This window comes from Polynucleobacter sp. HIN11, assembly GCF_030297675.1.
Classification (GTDB): domain Bacteria; phylum Pseudomonadota; class Gammaproteobacteria; order Burkholderiales; family Burkholderiaceae; genus Polynucleobacter.
The window spans coordinates 866,473-887,910 of sequence record NZ_AP028142.1 but is presented as its reverse complement, the minus strand read 5'-3'; the positions used below and the strand labels follow the sequence as shown (position 1 = coordinate 887,910).

Sequence of the window (21,438 nt, the reverse complement as noted above, 5' to 3'; positions counted from 1 at the left end):
CATGCTCTGCGTGACAGCCCGTCATTTACCTGTCAAACTTGATCTGTTATGAAAAAATCCATACGGCCTAAACCTAATCTCAAAACCTTGGCACCTGAGACCCTAGCGGTTCGAGCTGGTACTCGTCGTTCAAGCGATTATCAGGAGCACTCGGAGGCGATGTTCTTGACCTCCAGCTTTTGTTTTAACTCAGCCGAAGAGGCAGAGCATGGCTTTGCCCATGCCGATCAAGGATTTATCTATTCACGGTTTACCAATCCAACGGTCAGCATGTTTCAGGACCGTCTCGCGGCACTCGAAGGTGGCGAGGCATGCATTGCCACATCCTCTGGAATGGCCGCCATTTTGACCACGGCGATGGCGCATCTGCAAGCAGGTGATCATGTCGTGTGCTCAAAATCCGTGTTTGGTGCAACCACCCAGCTGTTCTCATCAATTCTGAGTCGCTTTGGCATTACGACAAGCTATGTGGCTATTAATGATCTAAAGGCATGGCAAGCAGCGGTGCAAAGTAATACCAAGCTCTTTTATCTAGAAACCCCGTCTAATCCCCTAACCGAGATTGCGGATATTGCGGGAATTGCGAAGATTGCTAAGAAAGCCAAAGCGCTATTGGTAGTGGATAACTGTTTTTGTACCCCGGCCTTACAAAAGCCTTTGGCGCTCGGTGCAGATGTGGTGATTCATTCAGCGACCAAGTATCTTGATGGGCAAGGGCGGGTCGTCGGCGGGGCAATTGTGGGCAGTCGTGATTTCGTCATGGGTAAAGTATTTCCTTTTGTTCGTACCGCGGGTCCCACGCTCTCCGCGTTTAATGCTTGGGTGTTTCTAAAAGGGCTGGAGACCTTAGAGCTGAGAATGCAAGCGCAAAGTGCGAATGCTCTAGCATTGGCGCAGTGGTTGGAGAAACAAATTGGAGTCGAGCGCGTGTATCACCCAGGTCTGAAGAGCCATCCGCAACATGCCTTGGCAAAGCGCCAGCAAAAAGCAGGTGGCCCGATTGTGTCATTTGTTCTGAAGGGTGGCAAGAAAGCGGCGTATAAGCTCATTAATCAAACACGTTTATGCTCCATCACAGCAAACCTTGGCGATACGCGTACTACGATTACACATCCAGCCAGTACGACCCACGCTCGTATTACACCGCAAGCACGTAAAGACGCCGGCATTGTTGATGGTCTAGTCCGGATTGCCGTTGGCCTTGAGAACATTGACGATCTCAAGCGCGACCTATCGGCTGGATTAAAGAAGTAATTAAGTAACACCAACAAAACGTCGCGGGTCGTTAATTGGGCGCAGCGGCATGATATGAATCAGCTTGCAATCGAGCTCGAGATACACCTGCGCATCTCGTTCCAAACCTAAACGCTTCACTTCTGCAGCAGAAGCTTCCCATGTTAAGAGTTCATTCAAACCATCGATCGAGAACTCAATGAGCGCAATCTGACCCAAAGCACTGATGGCGTTAACGCGACACGGAATGCGATGGCTGTCTGGGTTGATGTGAACACTGAGCCCCTCTTGAGGAATCACCCATGCTACTTGAGCATTTGGTGGAATGCGACCTTTATCAATCACTTGAAAGGTCCAGGGGCTTGAACCCCACGACAGAGTGCCACCATTAAACACCCCATGAAAGAGATTGGGGATGCCAACGAGCTGGGCAACACGTGCATTACGGGGCTTAGTAAATAAGGATTGTGGGTTCGCGGTTTGTAAACCCACACCGTGATCGAGCACGGTGATGCGGTCGGCTAATAAATGGGCCTCACGCAGATCGTGCGTGACCAAGATGATGGGGATGTTGAGTTGCTTGCGAAGCTCAGCCAGCGTTTGATACAGTTTCTGGCGAGTCGGTATATCGATTGCTGAGAAAGGCTCATCGAGCAAAAGCATCTTGGGTGAACGTGCTAAGGCGCGCGCCAGAGCAACACGTTGTTGCTGCCCACCCGATAACTGTTTGGGTAAGCGCTCTCCAAGTTCGCCAATATTGAGTTCATCGAGCCAACGCTGAGCTTCAGCCCTACGCTTTTGTGGATCGCTGATGGCGTTGTAAAGCGCCATACATACGTTATCGAGGGCGCTGAGATGGGGAAAAAGAGCGTATTGTTGGAATAAGAATCCGCATGAGCGTTGATTGGGTGGCAAGATGATCATAGGCCCACGGGCCGTATCACGATTGAGCCAGACCTGATGATCGCATTCAATGTAAGCAAACTCCGGATGGTGAAGGCCGGCAATGGAGCGCAAGATACTGGTCTTGCCGCTGCCCGAGGGGCCCACTAAGGCATGAACTTCACCGGCATCAATCTCTAGCTGAATCGACAGGGGGTTGGGAAGCGTTTGCTGAAGATGAACCTTAAGCACGGCGCGCCCCAGCAGTATTGCGACCAAAGACTCCATAGGAAATAGCAATGGCAACAAGCGAGATCAACAACAGGATCACAGAAAGAGCACCGGCTCCTGCGCTATCAAACGTCTGCACCTTGTCGTAAATTGCGATCGATGCAGTTTTGGTTTCTCCAGGAATGGCGCCCCCCACCATAAGGACCACTCCAAACTCACCCAAGGTATGGGCAAAGGTCATCGCCGCACCACTAAGGATGCCTGGCCAGGCCAAGGGCAGCTCAATGAAGCGAAAGCGCTGCCAAGTACTAAGTCCACTGACCTTGGCTGCTTCCTTAATCTCTGTGGGGATCGCTTCGTAGGCCCGTTGGATGGGTTGGATTGCAAACGGTAGATTGACGATGATGGAGGCAATTAAGAGACCAGTGAATGAGAACACCAGGGGTTCCCCAAAGAGACTTTTGCCAGCAAACGCCACGATAAAGTAGTAACCCAAGACCGTGGGCGGCAAGACCAAGGGTAGGGCGAGTGCGGCTTCGGCCCAGGATTTCCAGGGGCCAGCTTGGGCTAACTGATAGCCAAGCCAGATCCCAATGGGGATTAAGACCACCAAGGTCCAAAAGGCTAACTGTAAGGACAGGAAAATTGCTTGGGTATCTAACAATTAATTATTTAAATCAGTTGCTTATAAAATGTTTCTAGAATGAATCTGGGTATTGATGTCTACCAAGTCTCTATTCTAGTCGGATCGAATCAGGGTAACTCTGTATATTTATTTAGACAAATATTCGGTGTAATATGCGCAATTACGCATATTTATGTCAAGTCCATTACCTCAAACTAAAAACTCTGTAGCCCAGGGCTTTGCGGTTGGCTTGTCTAAAAAACATTTATCCCCGGAACAAATGGAAACCCTTTTTAAAGAGGTCTCTGCGTTCTTTGCGGTTCTTGCTGAGCCATCCCGTCTGCGCATCATGTATGCATTATGCGAGGGTGAAAAATCCGTTAGTGAGGTGATTGAGTTCTCGAAATCGAGTCAAGCGAATGTATCGCGACATTTAGGCACCCTCCATCAGGCTGGAATATTGGCGCGTCGTAAGGTTGGCACCACGGTTTATTACTCGATCTGCGACGACGCCACGCTTGAAATCTGTCAACGCGTTTGTGGCCGCGTCATGAATGAATTGTCTTGATTAAGTCTGATGAATTTTTGTTTAACCATCTAATCCTTAATGAATATGAGTGAACGAACCAAAACCACGCAATCTCTGGGTAATCCGAATCTCATTCGGAAGGCACCCGAGAACTTTCTGTCGCAAGAGACAATCGCTGAAATCAACCAACATGGCGCTGATGAGACCCGCCGCGGATTTCTGCGCAAGAGTTTCATGGCGGCCCTTGGTGGTGTAGGCGCTGCAGGAAGCGGCTTGGCCCTTGCTAATCCCCAGGGCGACCCAGCGATTCTGGAGAAGCAAATTTGGCAAACGACTCTCGGTAAGAATGTAGCTACCGAGCCCTATGGCACCCCATCCATTTATGAAAAGAACTTAATCCGTCGCGAGTCACCAGGATTAACCCGCGTATCGGCGGCATCCGTGGCGTTTACACCACTGCAAGGACTGTTTGGCATCATTACGCCCAACGGCTTGCACTTCGAGCGCCACCATCAGGGTTGGTACAACATTGATCCCAATAAGCATCGCTTGATGATTAATGGCCTCGTGAAGAATGAAAAAGTGTTCACGATGAACGACCTCTTACGATTGCCATCGGTATCACGCATTCACTTTATCGAGTGCGGTGCCAATACCGGTTTAGAGTGGGGCAATGTGGCTGTACCAACCGTGCAATATACCCATGGCATGCTCTCATGCTGCGAGTTCACGGGCGTACCACTATCAACGCTTCTGGATATCTGTGGCGCTGATCTAAAGAAGGGCAAGTACATTTTGGCCGAAGGTGGCGATGGCTCAGGTATGACCCGCACCATCTCCATGGAAATGGCGTTGGACGATGTCATCGTTGCTTGGGGCATGAATGGTGAGATGTTGCGCCCAGAAAATGGCTTCCCACTCCGCTTGGTCGTGCCAGGTGTGCAGGGCGTCAGTTGGGTGAAGTGGTTACGACGTATTGAGGTGGGTGATATGAAATACGCCACCAAGGATGAGGCAATTCACTATATTGATTTGATGCCAGATGGCTTGCATCGTCAATACACTTCAATTCAGGAATGCAAATCCGTCATCACTACACCATCAGGTGGTCAGCAACTCTTTGATAAGGGTTACTACAACGTGAGTGGTTTGGCGTGGTCGGGTCGTGGCAAGATCAAGCGCGTGGATGTCTCGTTTGATGGTGGTAATAATTGGCGTACAGCACGGCTTGAGACCCCCATCCTGACGAAGGCTCTTACGCGCTTTAACATCGATTGGGTTTGGGATGGCTCGCCCACCATCATGCAATCGCGTGCGATCGATGACACGGGTTATGTGCAACCCACGATTCGTCAATTACGAGCCGTGCGTGGTACGCGCTCCATCTATCACAACAATGCAATTCAATCGTGGAAGGTTGATACCAATGGCGAGGTCAGCAATGTTCAAGTCGGCTAATGTTTTGATGAAACCCATTTTTGCAAGCGCCCTAGTTGCTACTGTTATTTTCTCCAGCGGTGCAGCGCATGCGCAAACGGCTCAAGCTACTCCAGCGGTAAGCAAACCAAAGCCCTATATGAATATGGGCCGTAATGCGACCCCTGCAGAAGTAGCAGCCTGGGACATTGATGTGCGCCCTGACTTTAAGGGCTTACCACCTGGATCTGGCTCAGTATCCAAGGGGCAGGGTATTTGGGAGCAAAAATGTGCGAGCTGCCATGGCACATTCGGCGAATCCAACGAGGTCTTTACGCCAATTGCCGGTGGAACCACAAAGGATGATGTTAAAACCGGTCGTGTTGCTTCATTAACGAGTGAGAAGCAACCGCAGCGAACCACGATTATGAAGGTGGCCACGATCTCAACTTTGTGGGATTATGTTTATCGTGCCATGCCATGGAATGCGCCGCGCACACTGACGGTTGACGAGACCTATGCGCTAGTTGCTTTCATGCTCAACTTGAGTGAAGTGGTTCCGGATGACTTTGTACTATCGAACAAAAATATTGCGCAAGTGCAAGGCATGATGCCTAATCGCAATGGCATGACCCAGAAACACGGTTTATGGACCGTGAAGGGTACACCCGATGTGAAGAATACAGCTTGTATGAGCAATTGCGCCCAACACGTTGCGATTGGATCGGTCTTACCTGACTATGCTCGCAATGCGCACAATAACCTGGCAGAGCAAAACCGAGAGTATGGTCCGTATCGCGGAGTTGATACCACCAAACCACCTTTATCTGCTTTGCCAGCGGCCGGCATGATGATGGTATCGACTGCAAGTGCTGCGGCGCCGAAAGCGGCGGGTCCTGCGGATTTATTCAAGAAAGAAAATTGCTCGGCTTGCCACGCACCTGCAGCGAAATTAGTAGGCCCATCGATTGCGGATATTGCCAATAAGTACAAAGGCGTTGCCAATGCGCAAGCGATACTTGAGAAGAAAGTGAAGGCGGGTGGTGCGGGAGTCTGGGGTGCAATTCCAATGCCCGCTCAACCACAACTCTCGGATGCCGACAATAAGACTTTGGTGCAGTGGATGTTAAACGGCGGCAAATAAGATTAGTTAACACTTGAAATAAAGGAACAATATGAAAGTTCGTAATTTAGTTGGAAAAATGGCAGTGCTTAGTTCGGCGGCTCTATTCGCAGGTGCGGTCTATGCCTCCCCAGGAGAGCTATTTAAAAAGAATGGCTGCGCCGCATGCCATGCTCCAGCTGCCAAAATGGTTGGCCCCTCATTGGCAGATATTGCTAATAAATACAAAGGTCAAGCCGACGCCCAAGCGAAGTTAGAGAAGAAGGTCAAGGCCGGAGGATCAGGTGTTTGGGGTCCAATTCCAATGCCTGCTCAAGCGCAGTTATCGGATGCTGATAACAAAGCGATCGTGCAGTGGATCTTGAGTGGAGCAAAATAAGCATTTCGTCAGAAATTAGGGGTTATTACTAACGAAGGTAACACCCCATCGGCTTTATAGTTTTAGGTAAGCAACAACGAATGAGTAGCAGTTGATAACAAGGAGTTTTTATGGATATGCAACGACGTGATGTACTGAAATACTCAGCCATCTTTGGCTTGATGGCTTCAGCAGGTTTGATTACTCCCGCACAAGCGCAAGAGTGGAACAAAGCCGCCTTTGAAGGTAAAACTTTGGATGATGTGTTCAAAGTGCTAGGTGCTGGTAAGCCAGAGACCTCGGCAGCAATTACCATGATCGCACCCGATATTGCCGAGAACGGCGCCGTGGTTCCTGTTGGCATTAATACCACCCTCAAGGCCCAGCAAATGGCAATTTTGGTGGATAAGAACCCCAGCGCACTCGCTGCTCAGTTTTTCATTCCAGCCGGGACCGAGCCATTTGTTACAACTCGTATCAAGATGGGTCAAACCTCCAATGTCTACGCTTTAGTAAAAGCCGATAACAAGTGGAGTGTGGCCGTGAAAGAAGTGAAAGTAACCCTCGGTGGTTGCGGCGGTTAATGATTAAGCCGAATAGTCGATTACTTATTTAACGAATTAGAGAGGAAGCAAAATGTCAGATCCGATGCGCGTACGAGCAACCGAGAGCGGCGGTGTAGTGGATGTCAAAATCCTAATGAAACATGATATGGAAACTGGTCAACGCAAAGATGCGTCTGGCAAGGCGATTCCAGCATGGTTTATTAGCACCGTAACTGCCAAAGCCAATGGTAAAGATGTCTTTGTGGGCGAGTTTGGCCCAGCAGTATCCAAAGACCCATTCTTGAACTTCAAGTACAAAGGCGCCAAAGGCGACAAAGTCACCGTTAGCTGGGTTGATAACAAGGGTGGCAAACGGACCGATGAGGCAACCGTTTCGTAATCCGTAGTTTGTGCTTCACTGATTAATAACAAGAAGAGGGATACTATGAGACAACATTGGACTCGCGGGGCACTGTTTGTGTCGTCGCTATTTGTTCTGCAAGCATGTACTACGCCTGAGCCACCTAAGAAAGCAGCGGCTCCCGCGCCCGCTCCACAGGCAGCCGCTGCTGCCCCGGCCGGCGCACCAACGGCTGAGATTGAGAAGTACCGTGCGATGATTGCTGATGGTAATCCCTCTGATTTGTATGAAATGGCTGGTGAGGAACTATGGAAGAAAGCCATGGGCCCCAAGAACGCCACTCTAGAAAAGTGTGATCTTGGTTTAGGGCCTGGTGTTGTGAAAGGTGTCTATGCTGTGTTGCCTAAGTACTTCAAAGACACCAATAAAGTTCAAGACCTTGAGTCACGCATTGTGACCTGCATGGAACGTCTACAAGGTTTCGATGCAAAAGAAATCATTGCTGGTAATTTTGGTCAAGGCAAGCGCAAAGATGTCGAAGCGATTGTCGCTTATGTAGTTGCGAACTCCAAAGGTTCAACCATTAATGTTTCGGTGAAGCATCCGAAAGAGAAAGAAATGTACGAACTTGGTAAGAAGTCATTCTTCTATCAAGCCGGGCCAATGGATTTCTCATGCGCTTCCTGCCATGCTGATCCTGGTAAGCGGATTCGCTTGCAAGATTTGCCTGATTTAACCCAACAAAAGGGCGCCGCGCTCGGTTGGGGTGCTTGGCCAGCGTATCGCGTATCAAGCGGTACCTTCTGGACCATGCAATACCGTTTGAACGATTGTTATCGTCAGCAACGTTTCCCAGAGCCGATCTATATATCCGATGACACGATTGCGGTATCGATGTATATGGCCGTCACGGCAAATGGCGGCAAGATGGCCGCTCCTGGTTTGAAACGCTAATCGCTGGAGAACAACATGAAGAATAAATATCTAATTACAGCAGCAACATTATTGGCGTTACCCATGGGGTCTGCCTTCGCCGATGCAAAGTTTGACAAGATGATGAAGGATAGTTTTCAAACGAAAGGCATTGCCTCGATTGATCGTCTGAAGCAAGACGCAGCACAAAAGTATTGCTCGGACCCTGCGGTATTAGCAGGTAAAGGCAACCCTAAGCAGGCTGAGTCGATTCAGAAGGCCAATATGGCAAGCATTAAGCAACCCGCTGATGGCAAATACATCGGCGACTGGAAGGCCGGTGAGCGAGTTGCGCAGAGTGGTCGCGGCGCGACCTGGAGTGATAAAGCGGATGCGGTGAATGGTGGTGGTTGCTATAACTGTCATCAAATTAATAAAGCAGAACTTTCCTACGGAAACATCGGCCCAAGCCTCTGGAACTACGGCAAGCTACGCGGCTACAGCAAAGAAGTTGTGACCTATACCTGGAATCGGATTTATAACTCGAAGGCTTATAACGTGTGCAGTAATATGCCGCGCTTTGGTCACTTCAATTTGTTGACCGAGAAACAAATGCAAGACGTGATGGCCTTGTTATTAGATCCGAACTCCCCCGTTAATCAGTAAACCAATTTCAAAGGAGTTGTATGTCTTTTAGTAGACGGGAGTTTCTGCAAGCCCTTGCAGTGGCATCGGCTGGTGGAATGAGCTTGCAGTCCAATTTTTCTCATGCTCAAAGTGCTGCACAGAAGTTTTATGACCTGCCAAAGTTTGGCAATGTGCACTTCTTGCATTTCACGGATTGCCATGCGCAATTGCTCCCAATCTACTTTCGTGAACCCAATGTCAATTTAGGCATTGGCGCACAAGAAGGCAAGCCACCCCATTTGGTGGGCGAGTATCTATTGAAGTTTTATGGAGTGAAGCCTGGCACGCGTGATGCCCATGCGTTTACCTATTTAGACTTCGCTTCTGCAGCGAAGACTTATGGCAAGGTCGGCGGCTTTGCTCATCTTGCTACTTTGGTAAAACAAATTAAGGCGAGCCGACCTGGCGCTTTATTGCTTGATGGGGGCGATACCTGGCAAGGCTCAGGAACGGCATTATGGACCAATGGTCAGGATATGGTAGATGCCTGTCTAGCGATGGGTGTCGATGTGATGACCCCCCATTGGGAAATGACCTTGGGTGAGAAACGCGTCATGGAGATTGTGGAGAAGGATTTCCGGGGCAAGGTCTCATTTGTCGCTCAAAACATTAAGACTGCCGACTTTGGTGATGCGGTCTTTGCACCCTATGCGATGAAGACCATGAATGGTATTCAGGTTGCCGTGGTTGGCCAGGCATTCCCATACACACCGATTGCGAACCCGCGTTATTTCACGCCCAACTGGACCTTTGGTATTCAAGAAGAGAATATGCAAAAGGTGGTTGATGAAGCGCGTGCGAAGGGTGCAAAAGTCGTTGTGGTGCTCTCGCACAATGGCATGGATGTGGATTTAAAGATGGCCTCTCGAGTGCGAGGGATTGATGCCATCATGGGCGGTCATACGCACGATGGCGTTCCAGCCCCAGTCAAAGTGAAAAATCCAGGTGGCGTCACCTTAGTTACGAATGCTGGATCGAACGGTAAGTTCTTGGGCGTTTTGGATTTTGATGTGAAGGGGGGCAAAGTAAGCGACTTCCGCTACAAACTTCTACCGGTATTCTCCAACTTATTGCCCGCAGACGCAGGGATGAGTGCTTTGATTAAGAAGATTCGGGCACCGTATGAGTCTAAGCTTGCTGAGAAGCTCGCAGTGACCGATGGCCTCTTGTATCGCCGTGGTAACTTCAATGGTAGTTTTGATCAAGTGATCTTAGATGGTCTCTTAAAGCAAAAGAATGCGGAGATTTCATTCTCGCCCGGCTTCCGTTGGGGCACCTCCTTATTGCCTGGTGAGTCGATCACGATGGAGCATCTACTCGATCAGACCGCGATTACTTATCCCTACACCACGGTCACCAATATGAGTGGTGAGATGATCAAAACCGTATTGGAAGACGTCGCTGATAATTTATTCAACCCCGATCCCTACTACCAACAGGGTGGTGATATGGTGCGGGTCGGTGGCTTGCAATATACGATTGATCCAGCGGGTGGTGCTGGCAAACGCATTTCTGAGATGCGCTTAAATGGCAATCTGATTGAGGCAGGTAAGACCTATAAAGTAGCTGGCTGGGCGCCGGTTTCGGAAGAGGCAAAGAATGCCGGCGGCGAAGCCATTTGGGATCTAATGGCACGTCACTTACGGGAGGTGAAGACCATTAAGGCGGTGAAGCTTAATGAGCCTGTCATTAAAGGTGTCAAGGGTAATCCGGGGATGGCCCCTATTTAGTCGTTCCTTTTTTAACTGGAGGATGGTATGAAAGCATTCGTTCGTACAGTATTGATGGGCTTTCTAGCCATCGCTTTAACGATTGGCTCTAATTTAGCAAAAGCCGAATCAACCCGGGTGGTTTATCACATCGATGATGCGGCTACCCAAGGCTTAAAAGGCTTACGCAATATACGCAATCACCTCGATGTCTCACCACAGACCAAAATTATTGTGGTGACCCATGCCAACGGGGTCGATATTCTGATGGAGGGTGGCAAAGACAAGAATGGAACCGAATACGCTCCACTGGTTGCCGCTTTAAAGTCTCGTGGGGTACGTTTTGAGGTCTGCGAGATTACCCTGCGCAATCGTAACCTCAAGCGCGACCAATTTATCCTAGATGCCGAGTTCACCCCCTCTGGCGTGGTTCGGATTGCTGACCTGCAATTTAAGGACAAATACGCCTATATCCGACCCTGATTACTCATTGCTTTATAACTTTTGCTTATATTAGCATTACGGAATAATCTTGATTTTGGCTTCTAAAACACTGATTTTGCTGTAGTTTTTTAATTCAGTCCGATAGAATCACATCTTCAGAAATTGATACATACAAAGACTATGAAGACTTTATCGACATTAGCAATTCTCATCGGTGTTTTAGGTGGATTAGCCGCGCAGCCTGCCGTGGCTGCGCCCAACCTTGCCAATGGCAAGAAGATTGAAGATACCAAGTGCTATCAATGCCATGCTGAGAAGTCTGGCTTGGGTGATGGCACTTTGATTTACACCCGCAAAGATCGTCGGGTGAAGGGCTTAGATCGCTTGAAAGTGATGGTCGCACGCTGTAATACCGAATTGCGCCTAGATTTATTCCCAGAGGATGAAGCAGACGTCGTTGCTTACCTAAACCAGCAATACTACAAATTTAAACCCTAGGAATCATCATGACTGATTTATCACCAGAGCAGATTCGCTCTCTGGGTAGTCAGGCTTTGCTGATTACCTTTGCCATCACTGCAGTGTTGGGTGCCATCATGCAGCGCACGAACTTTTGCACACTGGGTGCCGTATCCGATGGCCTCCTAATGGAAGATTGGTCTCGTATGCGCCAATGGTGCTTAGCGATTGGCATCGCAATACTGGGGGTTGCTACGATGTCCCACCTTGGATGGATTGATGTCACCAAATCCCTCTATACCGGTAACCGCGTGCTTTATCTATCGACCCTAATCGGTAGCGTTCTATTTGGGATCGGGATGGTTCTGGCATCCGGATGCGGTAGCAAAACCCTAGTTCGGATCGGCAGCGGCAATCTGAAATCCATCGTGGTGTTTATTGTGTTGGGACTCGTTGCCTATATGACCATGCGTGGATTTTTAGGAGTTTTGCGAACCAATTCGATTGACCAAGTGGCACTGAATCTCAAAACTTCACAGGATTTGCCAAGCGTTCTTTCCGCCAGCGTTGGTATGGGCAAAGAACAACTACGTTGGATTCTGTCCATTGTGATTGGTGGCGCCTTTATTGCCTACGCGCTCCTAAAGAAATCGTTTTGGACTATTGATAATCTCTTAGCAGGAGTCGGGGTTGGCTTGGCGATCACCGCTATTTGGTGGGTATCCGGGCACTTTGCGCATCTTGAAGAGGACCCCAATACTTTGCAAGAAGCATTCTTGGTGACAAACTCGGGTCGGATGGAAAGCCTCTCATTTGTGGCGCCGTATGCCTATTCCTTGGATTGGTTAATGTTCACGAGTGATAAGTCTAAAGTGCTCACCATTGGCATTGTGGCGGTCTTGGGCATGATTGTTGGCTCGGCGATTAGCGCCATCATCAGTAAGCGTTTTCGTTGGGAAGCATTTCGGGGTGTTGAGGATACCGCCAATCATCTCGTGGGTGCCGCGCTGATGGGATTTGGTGGAGTCACTGCGATGGGGTGTACGGTCGGGCAGGGCTTGAGTGGAATATCAACTTTAGCACTCAATGCATTTATTGCACTCCCTGGATTTTTCTTGGGAGGCTATTTGGGGCTTCAATACTTACAGTGGCGCATGAGTCCAAAACCCTGTTAAGTATTAAAATGATGTCATGACAATTGATTGGACATCCTTTACCCCGGGACCCGCTCTAGCAGGCGGTATTTTGCTAGGAATTGCGGCTGCGTTATACGTTCTCATCAACGGTCGCATTCTTGGAATCAGTGGCATTTTGGGCGGCTTAATTGGCCCCAAGAAGACTGATTGGTTATGGCGCGCCAGTTTCGTATTGGGATTGTTAACCGCTCCTTTGTGGGGAAAGTATGTGTTCCAGATGAGCACAACCGCAGTCATTGATGCGGATTACATCACGCTCATCGTAGCTGGTTTATTAGTAGGCTTTGGTGCTCGCTATGGATCGGGCTGCACCAGTGGTCACGGCATTTGTGGTTTATCGCGCCTCTCACCACGTTCCTTGCTTGCAACCCTCACATTTATGGGTTGTGGATTCTTAGTGGTGTATCTCGTGCGGCATTGGATCTAAGTCGATGAATCAAAATCAATCCTTCTTTTCAAACGGTAGCGAGTATCTCATCGGCGTTTTGTTTGGTCTTGGTTTAATGATTTCAGGCATGACCAATCCTGCCAAAATCTTGGCCTTCCTTGATCTTGCTGGTAACTGGGATCCATCTCTCATTTTTGTGATGGGCGGTGCTGTGCTTGTAGGGCTCATTGCTTTCTACTTAGCCAAGAAACGCACCCAGAGTTTTTTGGGTGGCGCAATGCATATCCCAACTCGGCGCGACATTGATCGTCCCTTAATTATTGGTAGTGCAATGTTTGGTGTGGGTTGGGGACTTGCTGGTTTTTGTCCGGGGCCTGCGCTGGTTTCTCTTGGTTCCGGTGAAACCAAAGCCTTAGTTTTTGTCGTCGCCATGGTTGCGGGTATGTGGTTGTTCGAGCGAACCCAGAAAAATTCTGTTTAAATTCTTGATGAGATATTTGTAAGGATCCTATGAGCGTTCATATTTCATGTCACAACCCCAATTTTGGAACCGCTGGTCAAATTGAGCCGACCGATGTTGCTCAAATTGCACAGCAGGGTTACAAGAGCATTATTAATAATCGCCCAGATGGTGAAGAGGGCCCAGAGCAACCTAGCAATGCTTCCATCGCTGCCATGGCCAAAGAGCATGGCCTTGAATATGCCTACTTACCCGTGGTGAGCGGTGCAATTACTCCCGAGCAAGTGGTGGAGATGGCCAAGCTCCTTAAGGCAATGCCGCAACCGATCTTAGCCTTTTGCCGCTCGGGCGCGCGCTCAACCTTTTTGTATCAACTGGCCTTACAAAACTCTTAAGTATTGCCATGGCAAGCCTTCTCAGTGCAGACGAGCGCTTGGCCATTGCTACTGATCTAGCGCATTGGGCAATGGTTGCTAATCGAGATGCCATTACCCGTTCGTACCAGTTTAAGGATTTCAAGGAAGCTTTTGCATTCATGACACAGTGCGCACTCATGGCTGAGCAAATGAATCATCATCCCGAGTGGTTTAATGTCTGGAATCGGGTTGAGGTTACGCTCTCGACCCATGATGCTGGCGGTCTCACAAAACTTGATCTGGATTTGGCGCGATCCATGGATCAATACGCCAATGCTCTCTTAGCAAAATAATCCCCATGCGTACGTGGCACACGAAACGAAATTGTTCGTTCACGCCACGCCAGGTTGGTTATTTCTATTTATCGATGTTTCTGTTTTCATCGTTTATCGCCACCTACTTCTTGCTTCATGGCGTTTGGATGATTTTGATCTTCACCGTGATTGAGTTAACCGTATTAGGTATTGCGCTGATCGTCTACGCACGGCATGCGCTCGACTACGAATCAATTGCCATCGATGGCACGGCCCTAAAGATTGAGAAGAATATTGGCGGAAAGATTGAACGTCACGTATTTAATACCCGTTGGCTAACGCTCACACAAGAGGAGAGCGGTAAGCGTTTAATTCGGGTGGAGGAGAGAAGCAAGGAAATGCCGATCGGTATCTTCGTGCCTCTTGATGCAAGGCCTCAGTTCTACCGGGATCTGCGCGCCCAAATACGGATGGAAGCATAAGCCTAGAGGTAAACTAGCGCTTTGCTTTGTCATTTAGAACTCCTCAATCATGCGCATTGAAATTCCTGCCGATAAGAAATTTGTTCATGAAACGATCATCCCATTACGTTGGGGTGATATGGATGCATTTGGTCACGTGAACAATACACTTTACTTTCGGTACATGGAGCAAGGCCGTATTCATTGGATTGAGTCTTTTGGATTCGGTGCGCATCACGATGAAGGTGGTGCCTTAATTGCAAACGCATTTTGTAATTTCTATGCCCAAGTAAGTTACCCTGCTGATATTGTGGTGCGTACCTATATTGGTAAAGTAGGGCGTACCAGCGTGGATACCTATAACCTCATGTCGCTTGCGAGCAATCCAGAAGAACTATGTGCAGCCGGTGGCGCAACCTTGGTGTGGGTTAACCTCAAGACCAATCGTCCTGCACCGTGGCCAGAGCCAATTAAGCAAAATTTAGGGCTGCGTTGAGTTCCGCTTTACTCTCCCCCGAGACCTTGGGTCAGAGCTTAGGTCAGTTTGATTGCATTATTGATGCGCGCTCACCTGCTGAGTATGCCTTAGATCATATTCCAGGCGCGATCAATTGCCCGGTATTAAACAATGAAGAGCGTGCTACTGTTGGCACACTGTATAAGCAAGAGTCTCCCTTTGCAGCCAAGAAATTAGGCGCTGCTCTGGTTGCTAAAAATATTGCCAGTCATTTGCAAGAACACTTTATTCAAAAGCCGCGTGAGTGGCGACCTTTGGTGTATTGCTGGCGGGGCGGGGAGCGAAGTGGTGCCTTTGCTCATATTCTGCAACGAATTGGTTGGAAGGCCCAGCAGCTGCAAGGTGGCTATCAAGGGTATCGGCGTCAGGTGGTTGCTGATCTTGAGCGATGGGCGCCACATGCAAAGTTCACCGTTATTTGTGGCATGACTGGCACCGGCAAAACTCGTTTATTACAAGCCTTAAATAGTCACGCTCAAGTTTTGGATCTCGAGGGTCTCGCGGCCCATCGTGGCTCAGTGCTGGGTGGCTTGCCTAATGAAGTGCAGCCCAGTCAGAAAATGTTTGAGAGTCGCCTATGGAATGCGTTACGGCAATTTACATTTGATCAAACCATTTATGTCGAGTCGGAGAGCAAGAAGGTGGGTTGCCTGCATATTCCAGATGCTCTGATGGATCAAATTCGGCAGGGGGATTGTGTTGAAATCAAAGCGGATCGCTCGGTGCGGGTCGATGTACTGATGGAAGAGTACGTCCATCTCTTAAGTGATCATGATGGGCTGCGGCATTTGCTGAGTCTGTTGACGCAACGTTATGGTAAGGAACAAATTACCAAATGGCAGCAATTGGCCGCTGAGGGGCGCTACCCAGTATTGGTTGAAGAATTACTGATTAAGCACTACGATCCAGCGTATCAAGATTCAATTGCTCGTAACTTCAGCCAATATCAAAATGCTCGCACTCTCACGGTTCAAGATGCGCAGCAGGCAAGCTATCTCGAATTAGCGCAGCAACTTTTACAATCTAGCTAAACGCCTGGATACCAGTTTGGGCTCGACCCAAAATGAGGGCATGAATATCGTGCGTGCCTTCATAGGTATTAACCACCTCAAGATTGAGCATGTGACGGATCACACCGTACTCATCCGAGATACCATTCCCGCCCAACATATCGCGTGCCATCCGTGCAATATCAAGCGATTTGCCACAGGAGTTGCGCTTCATGATGGAGGTGATCTCAGGGGCAGCGCTTCCTTCATCCTTCATGCGCCCCAATCGCAGAACGCCTTGCAGTGCCAAGGTAATCTCGGTTTGCATATCGGCTAATTTTTTCTGAATGAGTTGATTGGCCGCTAAAGGTCTGCCAAACTGTTTGCGATCTAAGGTGTATTGGCGTGCTGCGTGCCAACAAAATTCCGCGGCACCGAGTACTCCCCACGAGATGCCATAACGCGCTGAGTTTAGACAAGTGAAGGGGCCTTTCAGACCTGTAATTTCTGGGAACTCATTTTCAGCGGGCACAAATACTTCATCCATCACGATTTCACCAGTAATCGAGGCGCGCAAACCTTGCTTACCAGTGATTTTGGGGGCGCTTAAACCCTTCATGCCCTTTTCAAGGATGAAGCCCCGAATCTGATCATCATCGTTCTTGGCCCATACCACAAATACATCAGCAATCGGGGAGTTGGAGATCCACATCTTGGAGCCTGTGAGCGAGTATCCACCAGAAACTTTCTTGGCGCGTGTGATCATCCCACCAGCATCGGAGCCGTAATTGGGTTCTGTTAGACCAAAACATCCAATCCATTCACCAGTGGCTAATTTAGGAAGGTACTTTTGCTTTTGAGCCTCGCTACCGAATTCGTAAATGGGTACCATCACTAAGGAGGATTGCACACTCATCATGGAGCGGTAGCCAGAGTCAACCCGTTCAATTTCACGGGCAATGAGGCCATAGGAGACGTAATTGAGGTTAGCGCCACCGTATTCCTCGGGAATGGTAATGCCAAGCAGGCCCAATTCACCCATTTCTCGAAAGATGGTGGGATCGGTTGTTTCAGAGCGATAGGCCTCATGCACCCGCGGGGCCAGCTTCCCCTGGGCATACTCACGGGCCGCGTCGGCAATCATGCGCTCCTCGGTGGTCAATTGGTCTTGTAAGAGGAGGGGGTCTTCCCAATGAAACTGCGGCTTACTCATTATTTACCTATTCTGTGAATTCATGCCAATACCGCTATTCTATGAAATATTTCCCCTTTTAACCGCCTCACCGAACCTATAAGGCCCTAACACCCCATGCGTCGCCAGTATCGCTATTACGACCTAATCCTGGGGGCATTCGTCGCGGTGCTGCTTTGCTCAAACTTCATTGGGGCTGGTAAGGCGGCGACGGTTGAGCTGCCATATTTTGGTTACGTCATCTTTGGCGCCGGGATTCTATTTTTCCCCATCTCATACTTCTTTAGCGACATTCTGACCGAGGTCTATGGCTATGCCTATGATCGTCGCGCGGTGTGGGCTGGATTTACGGCCCTTGGCTTTGCTGCCATCATGGCCTTGATCGTGATCGCGCTACCAGTGGCACCGGGATCCTATATGGCGAACTATCAGCATGGTCTAGAAACGGTCTTTGGTAATTCTTGGCGGATCGCATTGGCTTCCATGCTGGCATTTTGGTGCGGCAGTTTTACGAATAGTTATGTGCTGGCCAAGATGAAGATCTGGACCCAAGGGAAGTATTTATGGACCCGCACGATCGGCTCAACGGCGGTTGGTGAGCTGGTGGATTCTTCATTATTCTATTTCTTGGCCTTTTATGCGATTTGGCCCACGAATGAGATTATTCAGGTAGCGATTGCACAATATATCCTCAAAACCTCGTGGGAGATTTTGGCAACTCCGCTGACCTATGCGGTGGTGGGATACTTGAAGCGTAAAGAGAACGAGGATTATTACGACACCAATACTAATTTCACACCATTTCAATTAAAGGTAGATCGATGATATTTAAAGACCCAAGAATTCATCCCAGTCAAATCACTCCACGTGCGATTGTTGAGAACCGTCGTCAATGGTTAAAAACCATTGCCCTGGGAAGCGCAGCAGTGGGCATGGGATCCTGGCTTGAGCGCGATGTCTTTGCTAAAACAGCAGCACCGCGCGAGAAATTACCTTCTAAGCTTAATGAGCAATACTCAACGCGCGAGACCCAAACCTCGTATGAGGATGCAACCACCTACAATAATTTCTATGAGTTTGGAATGGATAAGGATGATCCTGCCAAGTTTGCCGATCGCTTACAAACTAGACCCTGGACCGTATCAATCGAGGGGATGGTAAAAAAACCGGTCACACTCGATATTGATGCACTACTGAAGTTGGCGCCCATGGAAGAGCGCGTTTATCGACTGCGCTGCGTGGAAGGTTGGTCGATGGTGATTCCATGGAATGGCTATGCCTTATCGCATCTTCTCAATCGAGTGGAGCCCCTGGGCTCTGCCAAGTATGTCGAGTTTATTAGTCTGGCTGATCCTAAACAGATGCCTGGATTAAAGCGACCCGTACTCGATTGGCCTTATCGTGAGGGTCTGCGGATGGATGAGGCCATGAACCCATTAACCCTGCTCACATTTGGGATGTACGGTGAGTTATTGCCCAAACAGAATGGCGCCCCCATTCGTTTGATCGTACCCTGGAAGTACGGCTTTAAGAGCTCCAAATCCTTAGTGACGATTCGCTTGACCGAGAAACAACCGCTCACGAGCTGGAGCGCATCCGCACCACGTGAATATGGTTTTTATTCAAACGTCAATCCAGCGGTGAGTCATCCACGTTGGAGTCAAGCCACGGAGCGTCGCATTGATGGTCGGGGGATCTTTGCACCCAAGATTAAAACTGAGCCCTTTAATGGCTATGGCGAGTATGTTGCCAAGCTCTATGCAGGGATGGATTTGCGTAAGTTTTACTAAAGCATGCTTGCAATTACGCAGATCAAGCGCTGGCTCTTTGTTGTAGCGCTGATTCCGCTTGCCCGTTTATTTGTTCTTGCCTATGCTGGACAGCTGGGTGCTAATCCTGTCGAGTTCATTACTCGTTCAACTGGTACCTGGACCATTACCTTTTTGTGCATCACCTTGGCCATGAGTCCAATGCATTGGATAACGGCATGGTCTGGCTGGATCCAAATGCGTCGGATGCTGGGGCTATTTACATTCTTCTATGCATTCTTACACTTCACGATTTGGTATTGGCTGGATCACAATCTTGATTTCCAAGAGATGTTTGCAGACGTGATTGAACGCCCATTCATTACAGTAGGGTTTGTTGCCTTTGTTTGTATGAGTCTATTAGCAATCACTTCGAACCGAGCAGCAATGCACTGGTTGGGGCGAAGCTGGAGGAGTCTGCATCGTCTCATTTATTTGATTGCCATTCTTGGAGTGCTGCATTACTTTTGGCATAAGGCCGGCAAAAACGATTTTCAGACCGTTTACATCTATGCTGGGATAATCTTGATATTGTTAGTAGTGCGGATTCCCGTTATCCGTGAACAACTTCGAAGAATAAAGACACGATCATGAGCTCACCGTTTAATTGGCACAACCCATATCCCACTGTACGGATGCCCGTTTTTGGCCGCAATATTTGCTCAACCTCCCATCCCTATGCCGCTCAAGCAGGATTAAAGATGATGCAGCAGGGGGGTAACGCAATTGACGCTGCCATTGCTGCCGCAGCGGCCTTAATGATCGTTGAGCCAGTTTCTAATGGCTTGGGCAGCGATTGTTTTGCTATCGTTTGGGATGGGCATGAACTACATGGTTTAAATGCCTCAGGGGTCTCACCAGCCGACTGGAGTCTTGACTACTTTGCCAAGAAGTATGGTCGTGATACACACGGCATGACCAATCGCCCCATGCGAGGGTGGGATAGTGTGACCGTGCCAGGCGCCATTGCTGGCTGGGAGGCGCTTCATCAGCGCTTTGGATCCTTGTCTTTGGCTGATATCCTGCAGCCCGCCATTGAGATTGCAGAGCGCGGGCATGCGGTTGCACCAATCGTGGCGCATAAGTGGGCTGCCGCTTTGAAGGAGCTTAGCCCCCAGCCAGGTTTTGCTAAGGCATTCATGCCAAATGGTCGAGCACCACTCACGGGTGAGATCTTTCATTTTCCAGCAGCTGCACGAGCGTTAAGGCAAATTGCTAACAAGGGTATCCGGGATTTTTATGAAGGTGAGATTGCCAAATCAATCGTTGAATTTGCTCAGGAGCACCAAGCGGCATTGAAGGCCAGTGATTTAGCCAACTATCAGCCAGACTGGGTTGGCACCATCTCCACTCGGGTGCAGGGCTATGACGTCCATGAGATACCCCCAAATGGCCAGGGGATTGGCGCCCTAATGGCGATGGGGATCTTAGAGAACCATAATCTATCAAAGTATCCAGTAGACGGTGTCGATAGCCAGCATTTGCAAATCGAGGCCATGAAATTAGCCTTTGCAGATATTTATCGCTATGTAGCGGATCCACGCTCGATGGAAGTCAGCTCCGAACAAATGCTTAATCCCAAATACCTTGCCAAGCGAGCAGGGGAAATTAATTTACAACGCGCCACCCAATTTACCTTTGGCATGCCCAATACGGGGGGTACTATCTATTTAAGTGCGGCTGATGAAAAGGGGCGCATGATCTCGTTTATTCAGAGTAATTACATGGGTTTTGGCTCTGGTGTAGTGGAACCGAATTGGGGAATTAGTTTTCAGAATCGGGGATATGGATTTTCATCAGACCCTCAATCACCCAATGTGGTGGCAGGCAATAAGCGACCATTTCATACGATCATTCCGGCATTCTTAACTAAAGAAGTGAATGGCAAAACCGTTCCCCAAATGAGTTTTGGAGTGATGGGAGGTGATATGCAACCGCAAGGGCATTTACAAACCCTCTTGCGCATGTTGGTCTATCAACAGCAGCCCCAAGCTGCGTGTGATGCACCGCGTTGGAAGATCAATCGAGATTTCAGTCTCGATGTCGAGGCCAATATGGATCCTCAAACGGTTAAGGGCCTCATTGAACGGGGGCATGTTCTGAAAAAGGTGGATGATCCCTATATGGATTTTGGTTCTGGCCAATTTATCTGGCGCCTATCTGATCAAATTGACGATGGCTATGTTGCAGCAAGCGATAGTCGCCGAGATGGGCTTGCTGCTGCGTATTAAGCATCACTGGCA

Annotated in this window: 27 protein-coding genes; 24 read left to right on the top strand and 3 right to left on the bottom strand. The window is 49.0% G+C overall.

What is annotated here, in order from left to right; translation table 11 throughout:
- Positions 1–48: 48 nt before the first annotated feature.
- Positions 49–1,254 carry an O-succinylhomoserine sulfhydrylase gene (locus QUE60_RS04730; protein WP_286222986.1) on the top strand — a complete coding sequence of 402 codons (1,206 nt, stop codon included), beginning with the start codon at positions 49–51 and terminating at the stop codon, positions 1,252–1,254.
- Here the strand turns inward: QUE60_RS04730 and QUE60_RS04725 are convergent, their stop codons facing one another.
- Both QUE60_RS04725 and modB read right to left on the bottom strand, forming a co-directional pair.
- Positions 1,255–2,394 carry an ABC transporter ATP-binding protein gene (locus QUE60_RS04725; protein ID WP_286227441.1) on the bottom strand — a complete coding sequence of 380 codons (1,140 nt, stop codon included), beginning with the start codon at positions 2,392–2,394 and terminating at the stop codon, positions 1,255–1,257.
- A complete protein-coding gene (modB, locus tag QUE60_RS04720) occupies positions 2,360–3,010 on the bottom strand; it encodes a molybdate ABC transporter permease subunit (protein ID WP_286222984.1) in 651 nt (216 codons plus the stop codon). Before modB ends, QUE60_RS04725 begins: the two co-directional genes overlap by 35 nt.
- A 154-nt stretch (positions 3,011–3,164) precedes the next feature.
- Here modB and QUE60_RS04715 point away from each other — a divergent pair, with 154 nt between their 5' ends.
- From QUE60_RS04715 to mnmH, 19 genes are all read left to right on the top strand, one after another.
- A complete protein-coding gene (locus tag QUE60_RS04715; protein WP_286227440.1) occupies positions 3,165–3,539 on the top strand; it encodes an ArsR/SmtB family transcription factor in 375 nt (124 codons plus the stop codon).
- A 45-nt stretch (positions 3,540–3,584) separates the two neighbouring features.
- Positions 3,585–4,958, top strand: a complete 1,374-nt coding sequence (gene soxC / locus QUE60_RS04710; protein WP_286227439.1) for a sulfite dehydrogenase — start codon at positions 3,585–3,587, stop codon at positions 4,956–4,958.
- A gap of 7 nt (positions 4,959–4,965) precedes the next feature.
- Positions 4,966–6,060: a c-type cytochrome gene (locus QUE60_RS04705; protein ID WP_286227438.1), complete on the top strand. Its 1,095-nt coding sequence runs from the start codon at positions 4,966–4,968 to the stop codon at positions 6,058–6,060.
- Positions 6,061–6,091: 31 nt separating this feature from the next.
- Positions 6,092–6,418, top strand: coding sequence for a c-type cytochrome (locus QUE60_RS04700; RefSeq protein ID WP_286222980.1), 327 nt, complete (start codon positions 6,092–6,094; stop codon positions 6,416–6,418).
- Between the two features lie 110 nt (positions 6,419–6,528).
- A complete protein-coding gene (gene soxY, locus QUE60_RS04695; RefSeq protein WP_108508443.1) occupies positions 6,529–6,981 on the top strand; it encodes a thiosulfate oxidation carrier protein SoxY in 453 nt (150 codons plus the stop codon).
- A 52-nt stretch (positions 6,982–7,033) separates the two neighbouring features.
- Positions 7,034–7,342, top strand: coding sequence for a thiosulfate oxidation carrier complex protein SoxZ (soxZ, locus tag QUE60_RS04690; RefSeq protein ID WP_286222979.1), 309 nt, complete (start codon positions 7,034–7,036; stop codon positions 7,340–7,342).
- 45 nt (positions 7,343–7,387) lie between these two features.
- A complete protein-coding gene (gene soxA / locus QUE60_RS04685) occupies positions 7,388–8,257 on the top strand; it encodes a sulfur oxidation c-type cytochrome SoxA (RefSeq protein ID WP_458574800.1) in 870 nt (289 codons plus the stop codon).
- 15 nt (positions 8,258–8,272) lie between these two features.
- Complete coding sequence (gene soxX, locus QUE60_RS04680; RefSeq protein WP_458574799.1) at positions 8,273–8,881, top strand: sulfur oxidation c-type cytochrome SoxX; 609 nt, start codon at positions 8,273–8,275, stop codon at positions 8,879–8,881.
- 20 nt (positions 8,882–8,901) lie between these two features.
- Entirely contained in the window at positions 8,902–10,632 is a 1,731-nt protein-coding gene (gene soxB / locus QUE60_RS04675; protein WP_286227437.1) for a thiosulfohydrolase SoxB, read from the top strand.
- Positions 10,633–10,659: 27 nt separating this feature from the next.
- Entirely contained in the window at positions 10,660–11,094 is a 435-nt protein-coding gene (locus QUE60_RS04670; RefSeq protein ID WP_286227436.1) for a DsrE family protein, read from the top strand.
- Positions 11,095–11,235: 141 nt separating this feature from the next.
- Positions 11,236–11,553 carry a hypothetical protein gene (locus QUE60_RS04665; RefSeq protein WP_286227435.1) on the top strand — a complete coding sequence of 106 codons (318 nt, stop codon included), beginning with the start codon at positions 11,236–11,238 and terminating at the stop codon, positions 11,551–11,553.
- 8 nt (positions 11,554–11,561) lie between these two features.
- Positions 11,562–12,689 carry a YeeE/YedE family protein gene (locus QUE60_RS04660; RefSeq protein ID WP_286227434.1) on the top strand — a complete coding sequence of 376 codons (1,128 nt, stop codon included), beginning with the start codon at positions 11,562–11,564 and terminating at the stop codon, positions 12,687–12,689.
- 16 nt (positions 12,690–12,705) lie between these two features.
- Entirely contained in the window at positions 12,706–13,137 is a 432-nt protein-coding gene (locus QUE60_RS04655; protein ID WP_286227433.1) for a YeeE/YedE family protein, read from the top strand.
- A gap of 4 nt (positions 13,138–13,141) precedes the next feature.
- Positions 13,142–13,579, top strand: coding sequence for a YeeE/YedE family protein (locus QUE60_RS04650; protein WP_286227432.1), 438 nt, complete (start codon positions 13,142–13,144; stop codon positions 13,577–13,579).
- Between the two features lie 29 nt (positions 13,580–13,608).
- The gene (locus QUE60_RS04645; RefSeq protein ID WP_286222972.1) at positions 13,609–13,953 is read left to right on the top strand and encodes a protein tyrosine phosphatase family protein; all 345 of its coding nucleotides are present in this window, start codon (positions 13,609–13,611) and stop codon (positions 13,951–13,953) included.
- An 8-nt stretch (positions 13,954–13,961) separates the two neighbouring features.
- Positions 13,962–14,267 carry a 4a-hydroxytetrahydrobiopterin dehydratase gene (locus QUE60_RS04640; RefSeq protein WP_286224805.1) on the top strand — a complete coding sequence of 102 codons (306 nt, stop codon included), beginning with the start codon at positions 13,962–13,964 and terminating at the stop codon, positions 14,265–14,267.
- A 5-nt stretch (positions 14,268–14,272) separates the two neighbouring features.
- The gene (locus QUE60_RS04635) at positions 14,273–14,710 is read left to right on the top strand and encodes a DUF2244 domain-containing protein (RefSeq protein ID WP_286227431.1); all 438 of its coding nucleotides are present in this window, start codon (positions 14,273–14,275) and stop codon (positions 14,708–14,710) included.
- Between the two features lie 49 nt (positions 14,711–14,759).
- Positions 14,760–15,185 carry an acyl-CoA thioesterase gene (locus QUE60_RS04630; RefSeq protein WP_286222969.1) on the top strand — a complete coding sequence of 142 codons (426 nt, stop codon included), beginning with the start codon at positions 14,760–14,762 and terminating at the stop codon, positions 15,183–15,185.
- Complete coding sequence (gene mnmH / locus QUE60_RS04625) at positions 15,182–16,237, top strand: tRNA 2-selenouridine(34) synthase MnmH (RefSeq protein WP_286227429.1); 1,056 nt, start codon at positions 15,182–15,184, stop codon at positions 16,235–16,237. Before QUE60_RS04630 ends, mnmH begins: the two co-directional genes overlap by 4 nt.
- On the opposite strand, the gene QUE60_RS04620 is transcribed toward mnmH, so the two are convergent.
- The gene (locus QUE60_RS04620) at positions 16,230–17,408 is read right to left on the bottom strand and encodes an acyl-CoA dehydrogenase (RefSeq protein WP_286227428.1); all 1,179 of its coding nucleotides are present in this window, start codon (positions 17,406–17,408) and stop codon (positions 16,230–16,232) included. The two genes, mnmH and QUE60_RS04620, sit on opposite strands and share 8 nt — an antisense overlap.
- A gap of 96 nt (positions 17,409–17,504) precedes the next feature.
- Here QUE60_RS04620 and QUE60_RS04615 point away from each other — a divergent pair, with 96 nt between their 5' ends.
- The 4 genes from QUE60_RS04615 to QUE60_RS04600 are packed head-to-tail and all read left to right on the top strand — an operon-like array spanning position 17,505 to position 21,426.
- Complete coding sequence (locus tag QUE60_RS04615) at positions 17,505–18,212, top strand: queuosine precursor transporter (protein ID WP_286222966.1); 708 nt, start codon at positions 17,505–17,507, stop codon at positions 18,210–18,212.
- On the top strand, positions 18,209–19,177 hold the full coding sequence (gene msrP / locus QUE60_RS04610; protein ID WP_286227427.1) for a protein-methionine-sulfoxide reductase catalytic subunit MsrP: 969 nt from the start codon (positions 18,209–18,211) through the stop codon (positions 19,175–19,177). The genes QUE60_RS04615 and msrP overlap by 4 nt, the downstream gene beginning before the upstream one ends.
- Before the next feature lie 3 nt (positions 19,178–19,180).
- Positions 19,181–19,789 (top strand): protein-methionine-sulfoxide reductase heme-binding subunit MsrQ, encoded by a 609-nt coding sequence (locus QUE60_RS04605; protein WP_286227426.1) that lies wholly within the window; start codon positions 19,181–19,183, stop codon positions 19,787–19,789.
- Positions 19,786–21,426 carry a gamma-glutamyltransferase family protein gene (locus tag QUE60_RS04600; protein WP_286227425.1) on the top strand — a complete coding sequence of 547 codons (1,641 nt, stop codon included), beginning with the start codon at positions 19,786–19,788 and terminating at the stop codon, positions 21,424–21,426. Before QUE60_RS04605 ends, QUE60_RS04600 begins: the two co-directional genes overlap by 4 nt.
- The last annotated feature ends 12 nt before the right edge of the window (positions 21,427–21,438 follow it).

What these genes read in the sequence shown, in the direction of transcription:
- QUE60_RS04730 (WP_286222986.1), top strand. Translation starts at nt 49, where the DNA reads ATGAAAAAATCCATACGGCCTAAACCTAATCTCAAAACCTTGGCACCT.
- QUE60_RS04715 (WP_286227440.1), top strand. Translation starts at nt 3,165, where the DNA reads ATGTCAAGTCCATTACCTCAAACTAAAAACTCTGTAGCCCAGGGCTTT.
- soxC (WP_286227439.1), top strand. Translation starts at nt 3,585, where the DNA reads ATGAGTGAACGAACCAAAACCACGCAATCTCTGGGTAATCCGAATCTC.
- QUE60_RS04705 (WP_286227438.1), top strand. Translation starts at nt 4,966, where the DNA reads ATGAAACCCATTTTTGCAAGCGCCCTAGTTGCTACTGTTATTTTCTCC.
- QUE60_RS04700 (WP_286222980.1), top strand. Translation starts at nt 6,092, where the DNA reads ATGAAAGTTCGTAATTTAGTTGGAAAAATGGCAGTGCTTAGTTCGGCG.
- soxY (WP_108508443.1), top strand. Translation starts at nt 6,529, where the DNA reads ATGGATATGCAACGACGTGATGTACTGAAATACTCAGCCATCTTTGGC.
- soxZ (WP_286222979.1), top strand. Translation starts at nt 7,034, where the DNA reads ATGTCAGATCCGATGCGCGTACGAGCAACCGAGAGCGGCGGTGTAGTG.
- soxA (WP_458574800.1), top strand. Translation starts at nt 7,388, where the DNA reads ATGAGACAACATTGGACTCGCGGGGCACTGTTTGTGTCGTCGCTATTT.
- soxX (WP_458574799.1), top strand. Translation starts at nt 8,273, where the DNA reads ATGAAGAATAAATATCTAATTACAGCAGCAACATTATTGGCGTTACCC.
- soxB (WP_286227437.1), top strand. Translation starts at nt 8,902, where the DNA reads ATGTCTTTTAGTAGACGGGAGTTTCTGCAAGCCCTTGCAGTGGCATCG.
- QUE60_RS04670 (WP_286227436.1), top strand. Translation starts at nt 10,660, where the DNA reads ATGAAAGCATTCGTTCGTACAGTATTGATGGGCTTTCTAGCCATCGCT.
- QUE60_RS04665 (WP_286227435.1), top strand. Translation starts at nt 11,236, where the DNA reads ATGAAGACTTTATCGACATTAGCAATTCTCATCGGTGTTTTAGGTGGA.
- QUE60_RS04660 (WP_286227434.1), top strand. Translation starts at nt 11,562, where the DNA reads ATGACTGATTTATCACCAGAGCAGATTCGCTCTCTGGGTAGTCAGGCT.
- QUE60_RS04655 (WP_286227433.1), top strand. Translation starts at nt 12,706, where the DNA reads ATGACAATTGATTGGACATCCTTTACCCCGGGACCCGCTCTAGCAGGC.
- QUE60_RS04650 (WP_286227432.1), top strand. Translation starts at nt 13,142, where the DNA reads ATGAATCAAAATCAATCCTTCTTTTCAAACGGTAGCGAGTATCTCATC.
- QUE60_RS04645 (WP_286222972.1), top strand. Translation starts at nt 13,609, where the DNA reads ATGAGCGTTCATATTTCATGTCACAACCCCAATTTTGGAACCGCTGGT.
- QUE60_RS04640 (WP_286224805.1), top strand. Translation starts at nt 13,962, where the DNA reads ATGGCAAGCCTTCTCAGTGCAGACGAGCGCTTGGCCATTGCTACTGAT.
- QUE60_RS04635 (WP_286227431.1), top strand. Translation starts at nt 14,273, where the DNA reads ATGCGTACGTGGCACACGAAACGAAATTGTTCGTTCACGCCACGCCAG.
- QUE60_RS04630 (WP_286222969.1), top strand. Translation starts at nt 14,760, where the DNA reads ATGCGCATTGAAATTCCTGCCGATAAGAAATTTGTTCATGAAACGATC.
- QUE60_RS04620 (WP_286227428.1), bottom strand. Translation starts at nt 17,408, where the DNA reads ATGAGTAAGCCGCAGTTTCATTGGGAAGACCCCCTCCTCTTACAAGAC.
- QUE60_RS04615 (WP_286222966.1), top strand. Translation starts at nt 17,505, where the DNA reads ATGCGTCGCCAGTATCGCTATTACGACCTAATCCTGGGGGCATTCGTC.
- msrP (WP_286227427.1), top strand. Translation starts at nt 18,209, where the DNA reads ATGATATTTAAAGACCCAAGAATTCATCCCAGTCAAATCACTCCACGT.
- QUE60_RS04605 (WP_286227426.1), top strand. Translation starts at nt 19,181, where the DNA reads ATGCTTGCAATTACGCAGATCAAGCGCTGGCTCTTTGTTGTAGCGCTG.
- QUE60_RS04600 (WP_286227425.1), top strand. Translation starts at nt 19,786, where the DNA reads ATGAGCTCACCGTTTAATTGGCACAACCCATATCCCACTGTACGGATG.